Annotated in this window: 17 protein-coding genes and 2 pseudogenes; 7 read left to right on the top strand and 12 right to left on the bottom strand. The window is 72.7% G+C overall.

All coding sequences use genetic code 11. The annotated features are described in order from the left end of the window. Positions 1 to 56 precede the first annotated feature (56 nt). Both G3I42_RS16635 and G3I42_RS16630 read right to left on the bottom strand, forming a co-directional pair. Entirely contained in the window at positions 57 to 1,589 is a 1,533-nt protein-coding gene (locus G3I42_RS16635; protein ID WP_164286761.1) for a M4 family metallopeptidase, read from the bottom strand. Between the two features lie 587 nt (positions 1,590 to 2,176). Then, positions 2,177 to 2,824, bottom strand: a complete 648-nt coding sequence (locus G3I42_RS16630) for a TetR/AcrR family transcriptional regulator (RefSeq protein WP_164286759.1) — start codon at positions 2,822 to 2,824, stop codon at positions 2,177 to 2,179. Between the two features lie 126 nt (positions 2,825 to 2,950). Here G3I42_RS16630 and G3I42_RS16625 point away from each other — a divergent pair, with 126 nt between their 5' ends. Continuing rightward, positions 2,951 to 4,408: an MFS transporter gene (locus G3I42_RS16625; protein ID WP_164286757.1), complete on the top strand. Its 1,458-nt coding sequence runs from the start codon at positions 2,951 to 2,953 to the stop codon at positions 4,406 to 4,408. A 127-nt stretch (positions 4,409 to 4,535) separates the two neighbouring features. Here G3I42_RS16625 and G3I42_RS16620 read toward each other — a convergent pair. The 7 genes and pseudogenes from G3I42_RS16620 to G3I42_RS16590 form a co-directional block, all read right to left on the bottom strand. Next, positions 4,536 to 5,466 (bottom strand): IS5 family transposase gene (locus G3I42_RS16620; RefSeq protein ID WP_164286769.1). Its coding sequence is split into 2 segments (ribosomal slippage): positions 4,536 to 4,700 and positions 4,702 to 5,466, totalling 930 coding nucleotides; the frame shifts between segments, so codons are not numbered across the junction. A 40-nt stretch (positions 5,467 to 5,506) separates the two neighbouring features. After that, on the bottom strand, positions 5,507 to 6,124 hold the full coding sequence (locus G3I42_RS16615; protein ID WP_164286756.1) for a GNAT family protein: 618 nt from the start codon (positions 6,122 to 6,124) through the stop codon (positions 5,507 to 5,509). Positions 6,125 to 6,219: 95 nt separating this feature from the next. After that, positions 6,220 to 7,064: pseudogene (locus tag G3I42_RS16610) on the bottom strand (IS5 family transposase). 22 nt (positions 7,065 to 7,086) lie between these two features. After that, complete coding sequence (locus G3I42_RS16605) at positions 7,087 to 7,431, bottom strand: CPCC family cysteine-rich protein (protein ID WP_164286754.1); 345 nt, start codon at positions 7,429 to 7,431, stop codon at positions 7,087 to 7,089. Between the two features lie 35 nt (positions 7,432 to 7,466). Then, on the bottom strand, positions 7,467 to 8,018 hold the full coding sequence (locus tag G3I42_RS16600; RefSeq protein WP_164286752.1) for a hypothetical protein: 552 nt from the start codon (positions 8,016 to 8,018) through the stop codon (positions 7,467 to 7,469). Beyond that, positions 8,011 to 8,163, bottom strand: coding sequence for a hypothetical protein (locus G3I42_RS16595; RefSeq protein ID WP_164286750.1), 153 nt, complete (start codon positions 8,161 to 8,163; stop codon positions 8,011 to 8,013). The genes G3I42_RS16600 and G3I42_RS16595 overlap by 8 nt, the downstream gene beginning before the upstream one ends. A gap of 89 nt (positions 8,164 to 8,252) precedes the next feature. Next, positions 8,253 to 8,653 (bottom strand): annotated as a pseudogene (locus tag G3I42_RS16590) (helix-turn-helix domain-containing protein). Positions 8,654 to 8,752: 99 nt separating this feature from the next. Here G3I42_RS16590 and G3I42_RS16585 point away from each other — a divergent pair. Beyond that, on the top strand, positions 8,753 to 9,388 hold the full coding sequence (locus G3I42_RS16585) for an NAD(P)-binding domain-containing protein (protein ID WP_164286748.1): 636 nt from the start codon (positions 8,753 to 8,755) through the stop codon (positions 9,386 to 9,388). Between the two features lie 258 nt (positions 9,389 to 9,646). Here the strand turns inward: G3I42_RS16585 and G3I42_RS16580 are convergent, their stop codons facing one another. Together G3I42_RS16580 and G3I42_RS16575 are read right to left on the bottom strand one after the other, a co-directional pair. Further along, positions 9,647 to 11,599 (bottom strand): ABC transporter ATP-binding protein, encoded by a 1,953-nt coding sequence (locus G3I42_RS16580; RefSeq protein ID WP_164286746.1) that lies wholly within the window; start codon positions 11,597 to 11,599, stop codon positions 9,647 to 9,649. Further along, on the bottom strand, positions 11,596 to 13,398 hold the full coding sequence (locus G3I42_RS16575; RefSeq protein ID WP_343244565.1) for an ABC transporter ATP-binding protein: 1,803 nt from the start codon (positions 13,396 to 13,398) through the stop codon (positions 11,596 to 11,598). The genes G3I42_RS16580 and G3I42_RS16575 overlap by 4 nt, the downstream gene beginning before the upstream one ends. A gap of 197 nt (positions 13,399 to 13,595) precedes the next feature. On the opposite strand from G3I42_RS16575, the gene G3I42_RS16570 reads away from it, so the two are divergent. The 5 genes from G3I42_RS16570 to G3I42_RS16550 all read left to right on the top strand — a co-directional run bounded on the left by G3I42_RS16570 (position 13,596) and on the right by G3I42_RS16550 (position 18,966). Beyond that, positions 13,596 to 14,537: an ABC transporter ATP-binding protein gene (locus G3I42_RS16570; protein WP_164286744.1), complete on the top strand. Its 942-nt coding sequence runs from the start codon at positions 13,596 to 13,598 to the stop codon at positions 14,535 to 14,537. A gap of 56 nt (positions 14,538 to 14,593) precedes the next feature. Then, on the top strand, positions 14,594 to 15,340 hold the full coding sequence (locus G3I42_RS16565) for an ABC transporter permease (protein WP_164286741.1): 747 nt from the start codon (positions 14,594 to 14,596) through the stop codon (positions 15,338 to 15,340). Positions 15,341 to 15,377: 37 nt separating this feature from the next. Beyond that, positions 15,378 to 16,694, top strand: a complete 1,317-nt coding sequence (locus tag G3I42_RS16560; RefSeq protein WP_164286740.1) for a sensor histidine kinase — start codon at positions 15,378 to 15,380, stop codon at positions 16,692 to 16,694. Next, positions 16,684 to 17,442 carry a response regulator transcription factor gene (locus tag G3I42_RS16555; RefSeq protein ID WP_275405260.1) on the top strand — a complete coding sequence of 253 codons (759 nt, stop codon included), beginning with the start codon at positions 16,684 to 16,686 and terminating at the stop codon, positions 17,440 to 17,442. The genes G3I42_RS16560 and G3I42_RS16555 overlap by 11 nt, the downstream gene beginning before the upstream one ends. A 228-nt stretch (positions 17,443 to 17,670) precedes the next feature. Continuing rightward, on the top strand, positions 17,671 to 18,966 hold the full coding sequence (locus G3I42_RS16550) for a hypothetical protein (protein ID WP_164286738.1): 1,296 nt from the start codon (positions 17,671 to 17,673) through the stop codon (positions 18,964 to 18,966). Positions 18,967 to 18,987: 21 nt separating this feature from the next. Here G3I42_RS16550 and glgX read toward each other — a convergent pair. Then, a partial coding sequence (glgX, locus tag G3I42_RS16545; RefSeq protein ID WP_164286736.1) for a glycogen debranching protein GlgX occupies positions 18,988 to 21,146 on the bottom strand: 2,159 nt, incomplete at its 5' end.

Genomic DNA, 21,146 nt, shown 5'->3' with positions numbered 1-21,146 from the left:
CAGTAAGGGGCGTTCACCTGGTGAACGCCCCTTACCTCACGCCGTGCGCCCTGTCGTCAGCTCACGTTGATCGCCGCCCAGGCCGCGTCCACCGCCTGGTACTCGGCGGAGTCCGCCCCGTACAGGTCACCGGCCGCGCTGAGCGTGGCCTCGCGGGCGTCCGCGTAGTCCGTCGTCGACGTCATGTACTCGCTGAGCGCCTTGAACCACACCTGCGCGGCCTTGTCGATACCGATGCCCGTGACCGTCGAGTCGTCGTAGGTCGGCGAGTCGTAGGAGACACCGTTGACGGTCTTCGCGCCGCTGCCCTCGGACAGCAGGTAGAAGAAGTGGTTCGCCGGGCCGGAGGAGTAGTGGACGTCGGTGTTGCCGAGGTCGGCGGACCAGTAGTCGCGCGAGGCGCCGTCCTTGCTCGGCTCGTCCATGTACCGCAGCGGGCTGCCGTCGCCGTTGATGTCGATCTTCTCGCCGATGAGGTAGTCGCCCGGGTCCTCGTCGGTGTTCGAGTAGAACTCGACGGCGGTCGCCATGATGTCGCTCGTCGCCTCGTTGAGCCCGCCGGACTCGCCGCTGTAGTTGAGCCCCGCGGTCGCGGCCGTGACGCCGTGGCTCATCTCGTGCGCGGCGACATCGAGCGCGGTGAGCGGCGCGGCGTTGCCGGCCCCGTCCCCGTACGTCATGCAGAAGCAGCTGTCCTGCCAGAAGGCGTTGACGTAGTTGTCGCCGTAGTGCACGCGCGAGGTCGCGCCCTTGCCGTCCCCGGCGATCCCGGAGCGGCCGTGCACGTCCTTGTAGTAGTCCCAGGTCTCGGCCGCGCCGTAGGCGGCGTCGACGGCGGCCGTCTGCGGGTCGCTCGCGGTGCCGTCGCCCCACTCGTCGTCGTCATCGGTGAAGAGCGTGCCGTTCCCGGCGGAGCCGTTGCCGAGGTCGTACGTCTTGTGGCCGCCGCGCTCCGCGTCGGTGAGCGTGTAGCCGCCCGCCGCACCGCTCGTCCCCAGCGTGACGTCGCCGTTGTACTCGCTGTGCCCGAGGCCGGTCTCGACGCCGTCCCACCGCGCGAGGCGCTTTCCGCTCGTCGCGTCGGTGACGGTGTGGATCTCGCGCGGCGTGCCGTCCTTCGCGACGGACTTCGCGACGGACTCGTAGGCGAGCACGGGGCTGCCGTGGCGCGGCGCCCACACGACCTTCGTGGCGTCCTCGGGCGCTGCCTTGAGGGTCTTCGGGCTCGTGTCGACGGTGAGTTCCGCCTTGCTCGCGCGGTTGACGCCGACCTGCTTCCCGCTCTTCGCGGTGTGCACGACGAGGTCGCCGCCGAGGACCTTGAGGCCCTGGTAGGTGCGCTCGTAGCGCGTGTGCACGGTGCCGTCGCGGTCCTTCACGACGTCCTTGACGCGCAACTCCTCCTGGGCGCCGAGCCCGAGGGTGCGCGCGGTGGCCGCGGTGTCCGCCTTCGCCTCCTTGAGGAGACCGGCGCGCAGCGAGGCGGTCATCGTGAGCGGCGTCGCGGACGGGGTGCGGTCCGCCGCCGTGGCGGGGGCGCCGAGGGCCCCCGCGAGCAGAGCGGCGGAGGCGACCGCGGTGGCGGTCACGAGAGCCGTTCTGGAGAAACGGGAGGTACGGGACGTGCCGGGGTTACGGGACAACGCTGACTCCCAGTCGATTCGTTCCAGTGGGGGGAGCGCGGACCGGCCTCCTGGCCCGGCGGGGGGTGGCCCGGGTAGGGCGGTGCCCCGGCGGGGCCGTGCCTCGTGGGGAGGCGGACGACGGGCCGCGCGGTGAACTGACGGGCGTACGGGTGCCGCGGGGCCGGATCGTCGCGAGGGCGACCCGACCCCGAGGGGGTGGGGGGTGTGGCCGACCGTGGGGGGTGGCGCATCGCCACCTTCGCACCGTGGGGCACCGCGTGTCATGACCACGAAGAGAGCTTGGCCGGAACCGTGCCACCCGCTTGTGGCGGTGGCGCCGCGCCTCGCGCGCGGCGGGAAGGGGCACCCGGGTTACGCGTCGGTAGCTCAACGAGGCCGGGGGAGCGGTTTCCGCGCACATGCCACGAGGAGGTCCGGCGGGTCTGTGCGAGGGCTGTGAGCGAGACTGTCAAGGGCCCTGTGGGTGCGGGCCGTTGGCTGGAAAGTGAGGGAGGGCCCCGCTGCTGCCGGTGGCGGCGGGGCCGCCGGTCTCACTCGCCCTCCGTGTTCCCGCTCCACACCCCCGCCCGCGCCGCCGTCGCCGCCGCGTGGGCCGCGCGGCGGGCGTGGTGGTCCGTGAGCGGGGTGCCGAGGTTGAGGAAGGCGTAGTACAGCGGGGCCGATACGGCGGCGACGACCGCCCGCGCGTCCGTCCCCGCCGGGAGTTCACCGCGTGCCACGGCGTCCGTGACGCACCCCGCCCACTCCGCGACCCGTACCTCGTAGAAGCGGTGCAGCGCCCCGGCCGTCCCGGTGTCGCAGAGCGAGGCGGCGATGAGGGCCCGGAAGAGGCGGCCCTGGCGCGGGTCCGTGAGGGTCTTCACGACGAGGCGGGCGTTGGCGAGGAGGTCGCCGTCGATGCCGCCGGTGTCCGCGCGCGGCAGGGACTGCTCGGCCATGTCGGCGAGAAGGTCGGCGGCGAGCGCGGCGGGGGTGCCCCAGCGGCGGTAGACGGTCGTCTTGCCCACGTCGGCGCGGCGGGCGACGTCGGCGAGGTCCAGGGCCTCGAAGCCCCGCTCGGCGAGCGCGTCGCCGCTCGCGCGCAGGACGGCCTCGCGGACGCGGGCGGTGCGCCCGCCCGGGCGGACGGTGCCGGGAGGTGGGGTGCCGGGCGGGGGTGGAGCGGCTGCGTCGGTCATGACCCCAGCTTAATGGAATCAGGGTTCCTTTACGGCGCCCGACGGTGCTACGTTCTTCGCCGTAACGGGAATCCAGTCCCGTTACGTCGAGCGGCGCGCCCGCGCCTCCGTACCGAAGGGTTCGTCATGTCCGTACTCCGCGCCGCGACCGCGCCCGCGATCCCCGCGCCCGCGACCCTCGCGCCACCGCCCGGGGCCCCGCGCCTCACCGCCCGCCTCAAGCTCGTCCTCGCCGTCCTGCTCGTCGCCCAGTTCATGCTGGCCGTCGATTTCTCGATCCTGAACGTGGCGCTGCCCGCGATCGGCGAGGGGCTCGGCTTCTCGCTCGCGAACCTCCAGTGGATCGCGACGGCCTTCGCCCTGTGCGCGGCCGGTTTCACCCTCTTCTTCGGCCGCATCGGCGACCTGATCGGCCGGAAGCGGATCTTCCTCGGGAGCCTCGCGCTCCTCGGCGCCGCCTCGCTCGCCGGTGGGCTCGCCACGAGCCCCGGCGTACTGATCGCCGCCCGCGTCGCGCAGGGCCTCGCGACGGCGGCGGCGACCCCGGCGGGCCTCTCGCTGCTCACGACGTCCTTCCCCGAGGGCCCGCTGCGGCAGCGAGCCCTCGGCATCAACGGCGCTCTGATGTCGGCGGGATTCACGACGGGAGCCGTCCTCGGCGGCGTCCTGACGGACCTGCTCTCCTGGCGCTGGGCCTTCTTCGTCAACGTGCCCGTCGCCGCCGCCGTCCTCGTGCTCGCGCCGCGTGTCGTCAAGGAGTCGCGGCCCGCGGTGCGCCCGCGCCTCGACCTGCCGGGCGCGCTCGCCGTCACGCTCGGTCTGCTCGGTCTCGTCTACGGGCTCACACAGGCGGGCGAGTACGGGTGGACCAGCGCTCGCGCGCTGACCGGGCTGCTCGGCGGGGCCGTCCTGCTCGCCGTGTTCGCGCTCGTCGAGCGCACGGCGCGCGAACCGCTCGTCCCGCCGCGGGTCCTGCGCCGCCGGGGCGTCGCGCTCGGCAACGTCCTGGGCCTGCTCGCCTTCGTCACCGAGACCTCGCTCGTCTACCTCCTGACCCTCTACCTCCAGAAGACCCTGGGCTTCTCGCCGCTCGCCGCGGGCGTCTCCTTCGGCGTGCTCGGCCTCGGCACGGTCGCGGGCGGCCTCCTCGCCCCGCGGCTCGTCGCCCGCACGTCCACCCGCACCGCGCTCCTCGCGGGCGGCCTCGTCCAGGCCGTCTTCACGGCGGCGCTGCTCTTCCTCGGTCTCCTCGGTACGGGCGCGGGCGCGGCGCTCGGCCTCCTGCTCCCCGCGACGTTCTTCGGCGGCGTCGGCAACATGCTCGTGATCGTCGGCTTCATGATCACGGCGACGAGCGGCCTCCCCGACGAGGAACAGGGCCTCGCCACGGGCCTCGCCTCGATGTCCCAGCAGATCGGCATCACGATGGGCACCCCGCTCATGTCGGCGGTCGTCACGGCGAGCACGGCGGGCGCCGCCACCGCCACCGCCGTCCGCCAAGGCGTCACCACCGCCCTCGCGGTCAACGCGGCCCTCGTCCTCCTGGGCGTCCTGATCGCCACGCGACTCCGACGCCACCCCTGACGAAAGCCCCCCGGTCCCCGCTCACCCCCGGCGTGGAGCAGCCCGTGAAAGGCGGGCATCTCCGCCGGTCGCCGGGGGCAGGGACTGGCGGGGGGCGCGATCCGGGACCTAGGGCCCGTCTCCCCGATCACGAGCGGAGCCAGATGAGTATGGCCGCGGCGGTGACGGTTCCGAGGAAGACGTAGGCCCTCTTGTCATAGCGCGTGGCGACGGCTCGGAACTGCTTGAGCGTGTTCACGGCCCGTTCCACCGTGTTCCGCGCGGCACAGCGTTCGGTATCGAAGCCCGGTGGCCCGCCCGCCGCGTGAGCCCCGACGCTCCCGTGCAGCGATGGTGTCGCGCTTTTCCGGGATGGCATGGCTGATTCCCCGGCGTCGCAGGTAGGTGCGGATCTTGCTGTTGCTGTAGGCGCGGTCCGCACTGAGGCTGTCCGGCAGCCGCCGTGGCCGGCCCGAACCCACACGCGGGACGCGGATCTTGTCCATGACAGGGATGAACTGGGTGCAGTCTGCCCGCTGCCCCGGGGTGACGAGCAAGGCCAGCGGACGGCACCGCCCGTCAGACGCTAAGTGCACCTTCGTGGTCAGCCCGCCGCGCGAGCGGCCCAGGGCCTCTCCGGGCGCGCCACCGCCTCCCAGCAGGTGTGGCGCATCTGCGCGCACGTGAACTGATCTTCCCGCGGCCCCTTTTTCCCCAGCCAGCAGGGCCGGTGGCGGCTTCCTCCGTGCACCGGCCGCGTGCTGATGTGCGCGGATCGAGGTCGAGTCGACGTTGATGTCCCAGTCGATGCCGCTCACCGCGTCGGCGACGGCCTGGAGGTGGTGGAGCAGGCGTTCGCAGGTGCCATCGGCAGACCAGCGCAGGTGGCGCTTGTGGACGGTCTTCCACGGGCCGAAACGCTCCGGAAGTTCTCGCCACTGCACCCCGGTGCCGAGCCGGTGGATGATCCCGTTGATCACCTGACGGTGGTCCCGCCACCGCCCGCATCGGTTGTTGCTCACCGGCAGCAGCGACCCCAGCACGGCCCACTCGGCGTCGGTCAGATCACCCCGGCTCATCATGAGCGGCACTACGAGCAACCTCACGCCAGCGGCACGGTCAGGCCGACGCGTGACCAGCTGTTTCCGGACGTCCACCATGCTGGAACCACTCCGGCGCCAGGATCGACATCACCGTCGCGTCCACCCGCTCGCCCTCCCAGAGCAGTGCGTCGCGCAGCACGCCCTCGGCGACGAACCCCACCTTCTCGTAAGCACGGCGGGCGCGCGGATTGAACGCGTAGACCTCCAGCGAAAGGCGGTGCAGCCCCAGCTCCTCGAAGCCATACCCGACGATCAAACGGGTCGCCTCCGTCCCCAGCCCCGATCCATAAGTGCCGGGCACCAGGCAGATGCGGAAGCTGCAACTTTCGTTGCCCGGGTCCCACTCGTTGAGGACCGCCTCGCCGACGACGTGCCCCGTCGCCAGCTCGACCACGGCAAGGTCCAGCCGGTCATCCTGCTCCCGACGGCTGTCGTACCAGGCACGTACGCGCCTTTCATCGAGTGCCCCGTCGTCATGACTGCCGGTCAGCCGCGATGCCTCTGCATCCAGGAACATCGGCATCAGCGCAGGCACGTCATCCACCGTGACTGGCCGGAGCAGCACCTGTTCCCCCCGCAGCGACGGCTTGCTGAGGAAGTCCGGGCGTGGAGCACTTCGAACGTGACCAACCATGGCCGCATTGTCTCCGGCCGCCCCGTCCGATGTCCTCCCGATATTCATCACATGACCGTGATCGGGGGGACAGGTTCTAGGCGGTCTCGTTTGGATCACCGGGCCGACCAGAGGAAGATGCCTGCGATGTGGAGTCCGGCGAGGTAGATGGTTGCGGTCTTCTCGTAGCGTGTTGCAATGCCGCGCCATTGCTTGAGGCGGTTGATGCACCGTTCGACGGTGTTGCGCTGTTTGTAGGTCTCGCGGTCGAAGGCCGGGGGTCTGCCGCCCCGGCTGCCTCGTCGAAGCCGATGGCCCTGCTGGTCCGCCGGGATGGGGATCACCGCTCGGATATCGCGCCCGCGTAGGTGCTCGCGGATGGCGCGTGAGGAATAGGCATTGTCGGCCAGGACTACGTCCGGTCGGGTGCGCGGGCGTCCGCGCCGTCGGGGTACGCGCAGACGGGCCATGACGTTCGCGAAGGCGGGTGCGTCACCGGCCTGGCCGACGGTGAGGACGAAGACGAGGGGCCGGCAGCGGTCGTCGGCTGCGAGATGCATTCTGGTGGTCAGTCCGCCGCGGGAGCGGCCGATGGCATGGTCTGCTGGTTCGTCGGCCGGGGCCCCCTTTTGCGGGCCCTGGCCGCATGCTGGTGAGCTCGTACGATCGTGGAGTCCACCGACATGACCCAGGTCAGGTCCTTCTCGGCATCGGCCTTTGCCATCAGCGCGGTGAACACCCGCACCCAGGTGCCGTCGAGGGCCCACATCCGTAGCCGGTTATAGGCGCCTCGCCAGTTGCCGTACTTCTCTGGCAGGTGGACCCACTGGATGCCGGTCTGGAACTTGAAGGCGATCGCGTCGATCACCTGACGATGATCTCTCCACCGACCACCCCGTTTCGGTGTCCGGTCCGGAAGTAGCGGTTCGATCCGTGCCCATTGCACATCGGTCAACGGCATGACCTGACAACGGGAACCAGCGTTACTGGACGCTGCCCTGATCAGCCACGTCCGGAACCTGGCGCCGTGCTTCTGACAACCACAGCCCGTCGCCACCACGTGTCATGGACTCATCGATTCCCTCGGCCACTTCTTCCAGGTAGTCCAACCGGGCCTGCGCCAAGCTCAGCCGGCCGTTGGGACCACCCCGGACGACGTGAGCGTCCGCATCACTCTGTCCGTCGTCCTCCCAGCCGCACTCTGGACAGATCTCGAAGTTTGCCCGCTCCTCCAAAGTTCGCTGGAAGCAGCAGGGGCACGCGATGAGGTCGTTCGCGGCGTGATTCGCAGAATGGATGGGCGTTTCGTCAGAGACCATGGCTGCCATCGTCCCGCTCCCCGGAGTGATCCACAATCAACGGCCTAGCCGAGATCCCTTACGGCGATCAGGACCAGCGCGAGCAGAACAACAAAGGTGAAAAGGATGAGGCCCCGCTCGATTTTGGCGCTCCTGCGCTCGACTTTCCTCTTCGCCTGTACGTAGCGAGGGTCGGCAGGGCTTGTGTCGGACGGAAGCTTTCCTGCGCGCAGGATTTTCCGATGGTGACGACCCGGCCTCTCCCAGCGCTGGGTCCGATCGCGCTCCCGTTCTCGTTCCTTCCACCTCTCCTGAGGCGTGAGGCTTTGCAGCCACTTCTCCCTGTCACGCGTGTAATAGCGGTAACCGTAGAGCTTTAGATCGGCTTCTTCCGTGCGGCGTCTGATGCCGTCGAGGCTCACCCCCGGCCCCGGCGGGGGAGCGTCATATTTCTGTGGTCCTTCGGCGACCACGTCCGGAGAGACGGATTGGCTCAAGTCGATCCAGTCGCCGTTGTACTGGGGGCCGTTGACCTGCTGACCCTGCGGGTCGAAGGTCGCCCCGGGCGCTTGATCGTGTTCGGGCTCCTCGCGGTCACGGTTGTCCGAGTCACCCACCGTGGAACACCCCCACGGCACCGGCGAACGCCGCCACCGTCCGGGCGTCGACGACGAGGCTGTGATCCCCATGGGTGGCGTTGACGGTGTCACCCACGTACTGGTTTCCGTGCACTGTCCGGCCGTCCTGGTTAAACGTCGCCATATCCTCATGATGCCCCCAAGTCGGCGTATCAGCGTAGGAGTTGACGGCCAGGCATCCATTGGGCGGCGGGCATCAGGGGCGGTACGCGATCAGTGGCTCCCGGGGCGTTCCGGGTCCGGTGATCTCCGGGCCGCGTTCTCCTGGGCTTCGAGGAGCTTGTCGCCGTGTTCGATTGCCCAGCCTCCGAGCACCATCAGGGGGCCCTCGACGAGGCTCTGTCCCAGGCTTGTCAGGCTGTATTCGACGCGAGGTGGCGCTTCGCGTGTGCGTGGCGCTCGATCAGCCCGTGGGAGAGAAGACGATGCAGGGTGTCGGTCAGGACCTTGTCGCTGATGCCACCGATCGTGGTGCGCAGTTCGTTGCGCCGATGCGGGCCCGTGCGAAGAGCCGCCAGGACAACGGGATTCCAGGTGTGGGCGAAGAGATCGGTGGCCGCGCGTAGACGGCAGTCGGCGACCAGCTCGTAGCGAGAGCCTTCGTGATCAGTCATCTTGTCGCCCATCATCGCGCGGTCGTTGCGCACCGATCGGTGCGTAACGCCTTCCTTAACGTGACTGCCCGACTGGCTGCCGCGGGAGAGGAAGCGACGATGCGTATCGGGATTCTGGGAACAGGGACGCTGGCGGCGGCCCTGGGGGAGGGCTGGTCACGCGCCGGGCACGAGGTGGTGATCGGCGGGCGATCGCGGGTCAAGGCGGAGAAGCTCGCTGAGCGGCTGGGGCACGGGGTGCTCGCCCTTGCGCCGCGTGAGGCGGTCAGCGGGCGCGATGCGGTGCTGCTCGCCGTGTCCTGGGACGGCGTCGAGGACATGCTGGGACTGGCGGGCGCGTCCGACGGCGCCCTTGAGGGGACGCCGTTGATCGACCCCACGAACGCCGTCGCGCATGGTGTCGGCGTTCTGCTCACCGAGCACGGTGAGCCGATGGCGAGGCGGATCGCCGGGCTTGCCCCGGGAGCACACGTGGTCAAGGCGTTCCATCTCTTTCCCGCTGGTCGGTGGACGGGTGCCGTCGGCGGTGTCCCGTCGAGCGTGACGGTCGCGATGTGCGGCGACGATTCCGCGGCACTGCGGGTCGTCGGTGAGCTCGTGCGGGACGTCGGCGGAACGCCGGCGATTCTCGGGGCGCTGGATCGCGTGCGCCAGCTGGAAGAGGTGGCGGGCTTCGTCATCGGGCTGGCGTTCGCGGGCTTCGACCCCAACTCCGCCGTGCCACGCGTGCCCTGATCGCCGTGACGGAGTCGTGGCCGGTGTGAGCGGTGGTGGTCGTGCCCAGTAGCCGGGGCGCCCGGCGGCCACGACACGGCGGCACGTGGATTCCACATGCCGCCCGACCCGCCCCGGCCGGGAGCAGCCGGGCCGACTCCGAGCGGCTCTCCCGGGCGGCGGGCCCCGGCCTGTGCCCGCCGACCGGCGAAAGCGGCCCCTCGCCGGCCGTCTCGCACCGCCAGCGCCCGTCAGAACGCGGAACCCACAGTCATTCCCTCAGGCCAGGCTCTCCCGCCATGTCTTGTGCAGCCCCGCGAACGTGCCCGTGCCCGCGATGAGTTGTTCCGGGGTGCCGTCCTCGATGATCCGGCCGCGGCTCATGACGAGGACGCGGTCGGCGATCGCCACCGTGGAGAGGCGGTGGGCGATGACGACGGCCGTGCGGCCGTGGAGGACCGTCTCCATCGCCTCCTGCACCGCGCGTTCGCCCGGGATGTCGAGCGAGCTGGTCGCCTCGTCCAGGATCAAAACCGCCGGGTCGGCGAGCAGCGCGCGGGCGAAGGCGACCAGCTGGCGCTGGCCCGCCGAGATACGGCCGCCGCGTTTGCGTACGTCCGTGTCGTAGCCCTCCGGGAGCGAGGCGATGAACTCGTGCGCCCCGATGGCCTTCGCCGCCTGCTCGATCTCGCCGCGGCTCGCCTCCGGACGGCCGATCGCGATGTTGTCCGCGATCGTGCCCGAGAAGAGGAACGCCTCCTGCGTCACCATGACGACCCCGCGCCGCAGCTCCGGCATGGGCAGGTCCCGCAGATCGGTGCCGTCGAGCAGGACGCGGCCCTCGGTCGGGTCGTAGAAGCGGGCCAGGAGCTTCGCGAGCGTCGACTTGCCCGCGCCCGTCGAGCCGACCACGGCCACCGTCTGCCCGGCCTCCAGCCGCAGGCCGAAGCGCGGCAGCACCTCGCCGCCCGTGCGGTACGAGAACGAGACATCGTCGAAGTCGACCTGGCGGCCGGGCAGTTCCGCCCGGGCCGCAGGAAGCTCGCGCGGCACGGCCGGCTCGGGCACGCCGGGCTCCTGCGCGAGCAGCCCGGCGACCTTCTCCAGCGACGCCGCCGCGGACTGGTAGGCGTTGAGGAACTGGCCGAGCCGGTCGATCGGGTCGTACAGCCGCCGCAGGTACAGCGCCGCCGCCGCGAGGGTGCCGAGCGCGAGCGTCCCGTCCGCGACCCGGTAGGCGTCCCACAGCACGATCGCGGCGATCGTCGTGTTCGCCACGAGCCGCGAACCGACCACGTACCGCGCCATCTCGATGAGCGCGTCGCCGTTGCTGCGCTCGTGCTTCCGGTTGAGCGCGCCGAACTCGGCGTCGTTGACCGCCTCGCGCCGGAAGGCCCGCACCGGGCGGATGCCGTTCATCGTCTCGCCGAACTTCACGATGACCGAGGCGATCGCCGTCGAGCGCCGCGCGAAGACCCGTCCCGCGCGCCGCCGGTAGAGCCGCACGAGCAGGTACAGCGGCACGAGGGAGAGCACGGCGAGCGCGCCCGTCCACAGGTCGAGCACGAGCAGCACGACGGAGATCGACAGGAAGGAGAGGAGCGTGTTGATCAGCTCCTGGAGGCCCTCGTCGAGCAGTTCGCGCAACGACTCGACGTCCGTCGTCGAGCGCGAGATGAGCCGCCCCGAGGTGTACCGCTCGTGGAAGTCGACGCTCAGCGCCTGCGCGTGCCGGAAGATCCGGCCGCGCAGATCGAGCAGCACGTCCTGACTCACGCGGCCCGACAGCTTCGTGTACAGGAACTGGAAGACGCCGGAGCCGAGCGCGCACAGCGCGTAGGCCGTGCCGAGCGCGATGAGCGGCCCGTAGTCGTCGCGCCGCACCGCGGGGACGCCGTGGTCGATCGCGTACGCGACGAGCAGCGGACCCGCCTGCGTCGCCGCCTGCTGGAGCAGCAGGAACAGCACCGTGAGCACGACCCGCCCCCGGTGCGGGCGGAGGAGCGCGCCGAGCAGCGCGCGGGTGGCGCCCTTGGCGACGGGCAGATCGTCCTGGTCGAAGGGGTCGGGGGGCGGGGACGGCGCGGCGGGGGAGGCGGGTACGGGGCCGGGCGGCGCGAGGGGCGGCGTCCGCGTACCCGTACCGGAGACGCCTCCCCTACCGTCCGTACCCGCCGGTCCCGGTTCGCCGAGCGGCTCCTGCGGCCTGCGTTCTTCGGCTCCCGTCGTCATGCCTGTCCCTCCAGGGCCCGTTCCGCACCCGACATGAGCCAGGCGTACTCGGCGTTCTCGCGCAGCAGTTGGTGATGAGTGCCCACGGCCGTGATCCGGCCGCCCGAGAGCAGCGCGACCCGGTCGGCGAGCTGCACCGTCGACGGCCGGTGCGCCACGACGAGCGCCGTCGTGCCTTCCAGGACGCGGCGCAGCGCCGCCTCCACGGCCGCCTCGGTGGCGACGTCGAGCGCCGAGAGCGGGTCGTCGAGCACGAGGAAGGGCGGCGAGCCCACCACCGCGCGGGCGAGCGCGAGCCGCTGCCGCTGCCCGCCCGACAGGCTCAGTCCCTGCTCGCCCACCTCGGTGTGCTCGGCGTGCGGCAGGTCCTTCACGAAACCGGCCTGCGCCACGTCGAGCGCCCGCGCCAGGTCCTCCGTCCCGGCCTCGGCACCCGCGCCCATCAGCACGTTCTCCGCGATCGACGCCGAGAAGAGCGTCGGTTCCTCGAAGGCCACGGCGACGAGCGAGCGCAGCCGCTCGCGCGGCATCGCCGTGATGTCCTCGCCGTCGAGCGTGATCCGGCCCGCGCTCAGCTCGTACAGACGCGGTACGAGGTGCGTCAGCGTCGTCTTGCCGCAGCCCGTGGCGCCCACGAGCGCGACCGTCTCGCCCGGCCGTACGTGCAGGTCCACGCCGTCGAGCAGCGCGGGCGCACCGGGTGGGGCGTCCGGGAAGCGGAAGCCGACGCCGGAGAAGCGCAGCCCGTCGCGCGTGCCCCGCGCCACGGCCTCAGCGGCCGGAGCGGGCGCGGGGACGTCCTCCTCGGGCCGTTCGTCCATGACCTCGAAGTACCGCTCCGCCGCCGCTGCCGCCTCCTGGCACATCGCGAGGAGGAAGCCGATCGACTCGACGGGCCAGCGCAGCGCGAGCGCCGTGGACAGGAAGGCGACGAGCGTGCCCGCCGAGAGGTCGCCGTCCGCGACGCGGATCGTGCCGAGCACGAGCGCCGTCACGATCGCCAGCTCAGGGAGCGTCGTGATGACCCCCCAGATCCACGCGAGCAGGTGCGCCTTGCGCAGCTCCGTGGCGCGCAGTTCCTTCGCCCGCGCGCGGAAGACGCGCGCCTGGCTGCGGTGCCGGCCGAAGCCCTTCACGACGCGGATGCCGAGGACGCTCTCCTCGACGAGCGTCGTGACGTCCCCGATCTGGTCCTGCGCCTGGCGCGCCGCGGTGCTGTACCGGCGCTCGAAGTACGTGCAGATCGGGACCAGCGGCGCCACGGGGACGAGCAGCAGCAGCCCCAGGCCCCAGTTCTGGATCACCAGCATCGCCACGCCCACGACGATCGTCACCCCGTTGACCAGGAGGAAGGTCAGCGGGAAGGCGAGGAACATGCGCAGCATCATGAGGTCGGTCGTCGCGCGCGAGAGCAACTGGCCCGACGCCCACCGGTCGTGGAAGGAGGTGGGCAGGCGCTGGAGACGCCCGAACAGGTCCCGCCGCAACTCCGCCTCGACGCCCGCGAGCGGGCGCGCCACGAGCCAGCGCCGGAAGCCGAAGAGCGCCGCCTCCGCGATCCCGAGCAGCAGCAGCCCGAGCGCCCCGAGCCACACCCCGCCCGGGTCGTGGCCCGCGACCGGGCCGTCCACGATCGCCTTGAGCACGAGCGGCACCACGAGCCCCACGCAGGAGGCGAGCACGGCGACGACGGCGGCGGTCGCGAGCCGGGCACGCACCGGTCTGACGTAGGGCCACAGGCGCGACAGGGTCCGCGCCGCCGAGCGGCCCTGGGGGGAGTCGGGAAGTTCTGCTGTCACAGCGGCGAGGTTACGTTCCGCCACTGACAATGCCCACCGAGTTTCCCTGTACGCCCCAAACATCCGGCCACGGCGCGGCGCTTCGGCCGGTTCCTCGTGCCCCGGCCGGGCCGTGGCGGCACCATCAGCCGATCGGATGAGGGGCCCTGGCGAACTGGCCGATACCGTGCGCCCGTCCGCCCCGCGAGCCTGGTGCCATGACCGCTCACCCGGGCCCCGAGAGCCCCGCCGCGAACGCGGCGCCCGTCCTCGTCGACGTACGTGACCTGCGCAAGAGCTACGGCGGACGCCCCGTCGTCGACGGCGTCACCTTCCGCGTGCACGAGGGCGAGATCTTCGGCGTCCTCGGGCCGAACGGGGCGGGCAAGACGACGACCGTGGAGTGCGTCGCGGGGCTGCGCGCCCCCGACGGCGGCTCCGTCCGCGTCGCCGGGCTCGACCCCCGCGCCGAACACCGCGCCGTCAGCCGCCTTTTGGGCGTCCAGCTCCAGGAGAGCGCCCTCCCCCCGAAGATCACTGTGCGTGAGGCCCTGCTCCTGTACGCCTCCTTCCACCCCGCCCCCGCCGACTGGCGCGCCCTCGCCGAACGCCTCGGGCTCGGCGTCCATCCCGACGCGCGCTGGGCGAAGCTCTCGGGCGGCCAGAAGCAGCGCCTCTCGATCGCCCTCGCCCTCCTCGGCCGCCCCCGCGTCCTCCTCCTCGACGAACTCACCACGGGCCTGGACCCCCGCGCCCGCCGCGAGACGTGGGAACTGGTCGAGGAGATCCGCGACAGCGGCGTCACGATCCTCCTCGTCACCCACTTCATGGAGGAGGCCCAACGCCTGTGCGACCGCGTCGCGGTGATCGACGCCGGCCGGGTACGGGCGCTCGACACCCCGGAGCGGCTCGTACGGGCCACGAGTGTCACCGCCGTCGCCGCCTTCACGCCCTCGGACCCACCGGACCGCGCCGCCGTCGAGGCGCTGCCCGGCGCGGCGGCGGTACGCGTGCGGGGCGAGCGCTGGACGGTCGAGGGCACCGACGAGACGGTGCAGGCCCTCCTCTCCCTCCTGGCCCGCGCGGCGATCACGGCCCACGGCCTGCGCGTGACGGACGCGGGCCTCGACAGCGCCTACCTGGACCTGACCGGCGCCTGACAAGCTCCGCGCCCCGTACCGCACCCATGCCCGCCCCCCGCACCCGAAGGAACCCCATGCCCGCCACCGCCACCATCACCGTCCTCCGCACCGAGACCCGCCTCTTCCTGCGCGAACCTGCCGGGAACTTCTGGTCGCTCCTCTTCCCGACCCTCCTCCTCACGATCCTCGGCCTCGTCCCCTCCTTCCGCACCCGCCACGACGGACTCGACGGCTTGCGGATCATCGACCTGTACGTGCCCGTCGCCGTCCTCCTCGCCCTCGTCACGACCGGCCTCCAGGTCATGCCCGGCGTCCTCGGCATGTACCGCGAACGCGGCATCCTGCGCCGCCTCGCCACGACGCCCGTGCGCCCCGCGACGCTCCTCGGCGCGCAACTGGTCGTGCACGCCGCCGCCGCGCTCGTCTCGGTGTGCCTCGTGCTCACCGTCGGCCGTCTCGCCTTCGGGGTCGCGCTGCCCCGGCAGCCCGGCGGCTACGTCCTCGCGCTGCTCCTCGTGGCCCTCGCGGCGCTCGCCCTCGGCTGCGTCGTCACCTCCGTCTCGGCGAACGTCAAGGTGACGCAGGCGGTGAGCTCGGCGGTCTACTTCCCCGCGATGTTCTGCTCCGGCGTCTGGCTGCCCGTCGCCGCGATGCCCGGCGCGCTGCGCCGCGTCGTCCTGTACACGCCGTTCGGGGCGGGCGCCCGCGCCCTCGACCAGGCGGCGGCGGGCCACTTCCCCGGCGGGAGCCACCTCGCGGTCTGCGCGCTCTGGTCTGTACTGCTGCTCGCGGGCGCCGTACGTTTCTTCCGGTGGGAATGACCGGCGCAGGGGTCCGGCTTCGGGTACGGGGGAGACGATGGCGACCGCCGACGGCACGGGGACGACGCGGCCCGCGCTGCCCGCGCACCGCTCCGCGACCGTGACCGTCGACCGCGGCTGGGACGCCTTCCACCGCTGGGGCCCGCTCGGGCTGCTCGCCGTGGGCCTCGCGGCGAGCGCGCTCACCGCCGACGCGATCATGAGCGAGGGAGACCTGCGCGCGCTCCCCTGGTACGCGGGCGGCGCGGTGCTCCTGGAGGCGTGGGCGATGCGGGCGCGGCCCGGCAGGGGGCCCGCGGGGATCGCGTACTACTTCCTGCGCTGGGCGCTCTCCTTCGCCCTCACGTGGTGCAATCCTTTTCTCTCCGCGTACGCCATCACCGGCTACTTCGGCCCCTCCCGCTTCCTCCCCGGGCGGCTCCCCTACGCCGGGATGCTGCTCACCGCCGTCGTGATGGCCGGCTCCAACTCCGGGGGCTTCCCGCTCGGTTCCTGGGGGCTCACCGCCTTCCCCGTGATGTACGCGCTGCACGTCGGGCTCTGCGCGCTGTTCTGGCGGCTGAGCCTGCGGGAGGACCGGCGCGCCGACGTGCAGCGCGAGACGATCGACGCGCTGGAGGAGGCGAACGAACGGCTCGCCGCCGCCCTCGCCGAGAACGCGGGCCTGCAAGCCCAGTTGCTGACGCAGGCGCGCGAGGCGGGCATCGCGGACGAGCGGCGGCGGCTCGCCGCCGAGATCCACGACACCCTCGCGCAGGGCCTCACCGGCGTCATCACCCAGCTCCAGGCCGCCACCGCGAGCACCGACCCCGAGGCGTCCCGCGCGCACATCGACCGTGCCGCCGCGCTCGCCCGGCACGGGCTCGGCGAGGCCCGCCGCTCCGTGCGGGACCTCGCCCCCGCGGCGCTGGAGCACGACGGGCTGCCCGAGGCGCTGACGAAGACGGTGCGGACGTGGGCGGCGCGGACCGGGATCGACGCGGCGTGCACGGTGACGGGAACGCCCGTGCCGCTGCGCGGCGCCATGGAGGCGACGCTGCTGCGCGTCACCGAGGAGGCCCTCGCCAACGCGGCACGCCACTCCGGCGCCGCCCGCCTCGGCGTCACGCTCTCCTACATGGACACCGAACTCGCCCTCGACGTACGCGACGACGGCAAGGGCTTCGACCCGTCCCGCCCGCCCCGCCGCCCCGACCACACGGGCGGCTACGGCCTCGCGGCGATGCGCTCGCGCGCGGAACGCCTCGGCGGGACGCTGGCGGTGGAGTCGGAGCCGGGCGGCGGCACGGCGATCTCGGCACGGGTGCCGGTACCGGTACGGGAAGCAGGAGGGGGAGAGCACGATGGGACGTGAGACGGCACGCGGTGGGGCCGGACCGGGACGAGGCGGTTCCGAAAGGAGCGGCCACCAGGAGGACGGCTCCGCGGCCGTCGGTACCCCCGCCCCTCTCACCCTCCTCATCGCCGACGACCACCCCGTCGTCAGGGACGGGCTGCGGGGGATGTTCGCCGCGGACCCCGGGTTCCGCGTCGTGGGGGAGGCGGCCGGGGGGCGCGAGGCCGTGGACCGTACGCTCGCGCTCGACCCCGATGTCGTGCTCATGGACCTGCGCATGCCCGAAGGGGGCGGCGTCGCGGCGATCGCCGCGCTGCGGGCGCGCGGCGCGCGGGCCCGGGTCCTCGTCCTCACCACGTACGACAGCGACGCCGACACCCTGCCCGCGATCGAGGCGGGCGCGACGGGCTACCTGCTCAAGGATGCCCCGCGCGAGGAACTCTTCGCCGCGGTACGGGCGACGGCCGCGGGCCGCAGCGTGCTCGCCCCGGCCGTCGCCTCGCGCCTCGTCAGCTCCCTGCGCGCGCCCGCCGCCGAGGAGGCCCCGCCCCGTACCGCCCTCTCGGCCCGCGAACGCGAAGTCCTCGCGCTCGTCGCGCGCGGCACGCCGAACCGCGAGATCGCCCGCGTCCTCTTCCTCAGCGAGGCCACGGTGAAGACCCACCTCACCCACCTCTACGCCAAACTCGGCGCCACCGACCGCGCCGCCGCCGTCGCGCGGGGGTACGAGCGCGGCATCCTCGGGACGGGGCGCGCGGGGACGTGACGGCCGCGGCGGGGAACCACCGCGTTTACGTCCCGCTGACGCACCGCACCCCGCCCCCGCCCCTCCCGGTCCCCGCCCCTCCCGGCCCCCCTCCGCTTCCCGCGCCCCGTAGGATTCACCCCCAGGACACCCCCGCGCCCCGTACCGGCGACGCGCGGGAGCCCGGGTGGGGCGTCCCCGGCGGGGTCCCGACCGGCGGAATCACGGAGCGGAGCGGAGGCGGCGGCCATGCGGCGTGTGGTGCGGATGGCCGGGAGCGGGCTCGTGCTCGCCGGGCTGCTCGGTGGGGTGAGCGCGTGTGGGAGCCCCTTCGGGAGCGAGCACGCCGTGTTCGGCAAGCCGCTCTCCCAGCAGCTCCGGGCCGCCTCGCGGGCGAGCCAGGAAGGGCTCACCGCGCGCTTCACCTCACGGATCGACTACGGCGGTACGGGCACGAAGGCCACCGATGTCGCCGCCGGCACGCTCGACTGGGACCAGGACGTCGCCCGCGCCGAGCGCACCGTGCACGTCCCCGCGCCGCTCGCCGAGGCCGACGCGGGCGCCATCGGCGGACGGGCGGAGCGCCGCGACGTGCGGCAGACGTACGCCGTGCGCGGCCACGGCAGCGTGTACGTGGCCGTCGACGGCGACAAGGGCCGCACCTGGGTGCGCTTCACCCCCGCCGAGCGCGAGAAGCGCGGCCTCAACGGCGACAGCGACCTCAACCGCCTCAACGGCGCCGTCCTGCCCTACGGCGGCACCCTCGCCGAAGTCCTCCCGTACGCGAAGCCCGGCAAGCAGCCCGCGCACCTCTCCGGGGGCGGCCGCCGCTACACCGCGACCGTCCCCGCCGCGCACGCCGCCGACGTCCTGCCCGCCGACCTCGCCCGGCCCCTGCGCCAGGCCGAACGCCTCGGCGACGCCAAGGGCTTCACCGTCACCGTCACGACCGACGGCAAGGGCCGCGTCGTGAAGATGACCGCCGACCTCGCCGCCCAGCTCGACACGTTGCACGCCCGGGGCCTCCTGCGCGACGTCACGACGCTCCGCTCCGAACTGCGCCTGAGCCGCTACGGCCGCTGGCAGCGCGAGGACTTCCCCGGCGCGCACCGCCTCGTCACCTCCACGGAGACCGTCCGCACGGCGCGCGGCCTGAAGCCCGGCCAGTGCGCGGACACGCAGCTGCTCGGCCTCGGCAGGCGTGCCCTCTTCCCCGTCGACTGCGCCGACCCGCACGACCTGTGGAAGTTCCCGAGCGGCACCTACCGGCGCACCCTCGCCACCCTCGACGGGCTCGACGCCCTCCCGCTCGCCGCCTGCCGCGCCGGACTCGCCGACGCGAAGCCCGTCCACGGCGCCCCGGACCCGAAGACCCTCGCCGTGACCCGCGACGGCCTGCGCTACGCCGTCGTGGACACGAACGGCGCGGACGCGACGCCGGACTGGCGCGCGACGCCGCCCACGAAGCTCCCGAAGAACACGGAGCTGCGCGTCGAGGGCGACGCCTCGTGCCTCGTCACGACCGCGTACGAACCGCTCGCGTAACCACCGCCGGTCGGGCACCCGTCAGCCGAGCACCCGCAGTACCACCATCGACCGCCCCTCCACCCGCACCGTCGCCCCCGCCGCGTGCACCGTCCCCGGCGCCTCCTCCTGCCCCTCCCGCGCCGTGTCCACGACGACCTCGTACGACGCCCCCCACGGCGTCCCCGGCAGCGTCAGCTCGGCCGGTTCGGGGTCCGCGTGCAGGAACAGCAGGAAGCTGTCGTCCACGACGGGCGCGCCCCCGGCGTCCCGGGCGGGCAGGTCGCGGCCCGAGAGGTACATGCCGAGGCTGCGGCCCGGCGCGTACCAGTCGTCCTCGGTCAGCTCCGTGCCGCGCGCCGTGAACCACGCGACGTCGCGCCGCCCGTCCGCGAAGAGCGCCCGGCCCGTGAAGAAGGACCGGCGGCGCAGCACCGGGTGCGCGCGGCGCAGTGCGACGAGCCGCGTGACGAGCGCGCACTGCGCGCGCCACTCGGGCGCGTCGAGCAGCGACCAGTCGAGCCAGCCGATCTCGTTGTCCTGGCAGTACGCGTTGTTGTTGCCGCCCTGGGTCCGTCCCAGCTCGTCCCCGGCGACGAGCATCGGGACGCCCGTCGACAGGAGCAGCGTCGTCAGGTGGTTGCGGAGCTGACGCCGCCGCAGCGCGCGGATGCCCGCGTCCTCCGTCTCGCCCTCCGCGCCGTGGTTCCAGGAGCGGTTGTCGCCGGTGCCGTCCCGGTTGCCCTCGCCGTTCGCCTCGTTGTGCTTGTGGTCGTAGCTGACGAGGTCGCGCAGCGTGAAACCGTCGTGCGCCGTCACGAAGTTGACGCTGGCCTGGGGGCTGCGCCCGCTCCACGCGTACAGGTCGCTCGACCCCGACAGGCGGTAGCCGAGGTCCCGTACGTCGGGCAGCGCCCCGCGCCAGAAGTCCCGCGCCGCGTCCCGGTAGCGGTCGTTCCACTCCGCCCACAGCGGCGGGAACGCGCCCACCTGGTAGCCGCCCGAGCCCACGTCCCACGGCTCCGCGATGAGCTTGACGCGGCGCAGCACGGGGTCCTGCGCGATGACGGCGAGGAACGGCGCGAGCATGTCGAAGCGCTGCTCCTCGCCGTCCCGCCCCGCCCGCGCGAGCGCGGCGGCGAGGTCGAAGCGGAAGCCGTCCACGCCCATCTCGCCGACCCAGTACCGCAGCGAGTCGGTGAGCAGCCGCAGGACCTGCGGCTGGACCACGTTCAGCGTGTTGCCGCAGCCGGTGAAGTCGCGGTAGCGGCGCGGGTCCTCCTTGAGCCGGTAGTAGCCCCGGTTGTCGATGCCGCGCAGCGAGAGCGTCGGGCCGCGCTCGTCGGCCTCGGCGGTGTGGTTGTAGACGACGTCGAGGATGACCTCGATCCCGGCGGCGTGCAGCGCGCGCACCATGTCGCGGAACTCGCCGACCTGTTCGCCGCGCGTCCCGCGCGAGGCGTACGCGGCGTGCGGCGCGAAGTAGCCGATCGAGTTGTACCCCCAGTAGTTGGTCAGGCCGCGCCGCAGCAGATGGTCCTCGTGCGCGAACTGGTGCACGGGCAGCAGCTCGACGGCCGTCACGCCGAGCCGCTTGAGGTGTGCGAGCGCCGCCGGGTGCGCGAGCCCCGCGTACGTCCCGCGCAGGTGCGCGGGGATGCCGGGGTGCCGCATCGTGAAGCCCTTGACGTGCACTTCGTAGAGCACCGTGTCCGCCCACGGCGTCTTCGGCCTGCGGTCGTCGATCCACTCGTCGTGCGGGGACTCGTCGTGCACGACGACGCCCTTGGGGACGTACGGGGCGGAGTCGCGGTCGTCGCGGACGGTGTCGGCGACGTGCTGCTCCGGCCAGTCGCGCACGTGCCCGTACACCTCGGCCGGCAGCCGGAAGTCGCCGTCCACGGCGCGCGCGTACGGGTCGAGCAGGAGCTTCGCCGGGTTCCACCTGGCGCCCGTCCACGGGTCCCAGCGGCCGTGCACCCGGTAGCCGTACCGCGCCCCGGGCGCGACGCCGGGCACGAAGCCGTGCCAGATCTGGTCCGAGCGCTCGGCGAGCCGGACCCGCCGCTCGTTTCCCTCCTCGTCGAACAGGCACACCTCGACGGCCTCGGCGCCGCCCGCCCACAGCGCGAAGTTGGTCCCCGTGCGCCCCTCGGGCCCCCGGTGCCAGCGCGCGCCGAGCGGCGTGGGCGCGCCGGGCC

Source organism: Streptomyces sp. SID11385 (genome assembly GCF_010548245.1).
Classification (GTDB): domain Bacteria; phylum Actinomycetota; class Actinomycetes; order Streptomycetales; family Streptomycetaceae; genus Streptomyces.
This window is presented reverse-complemented; position numbering and strand designations above follow the sequence as displayed.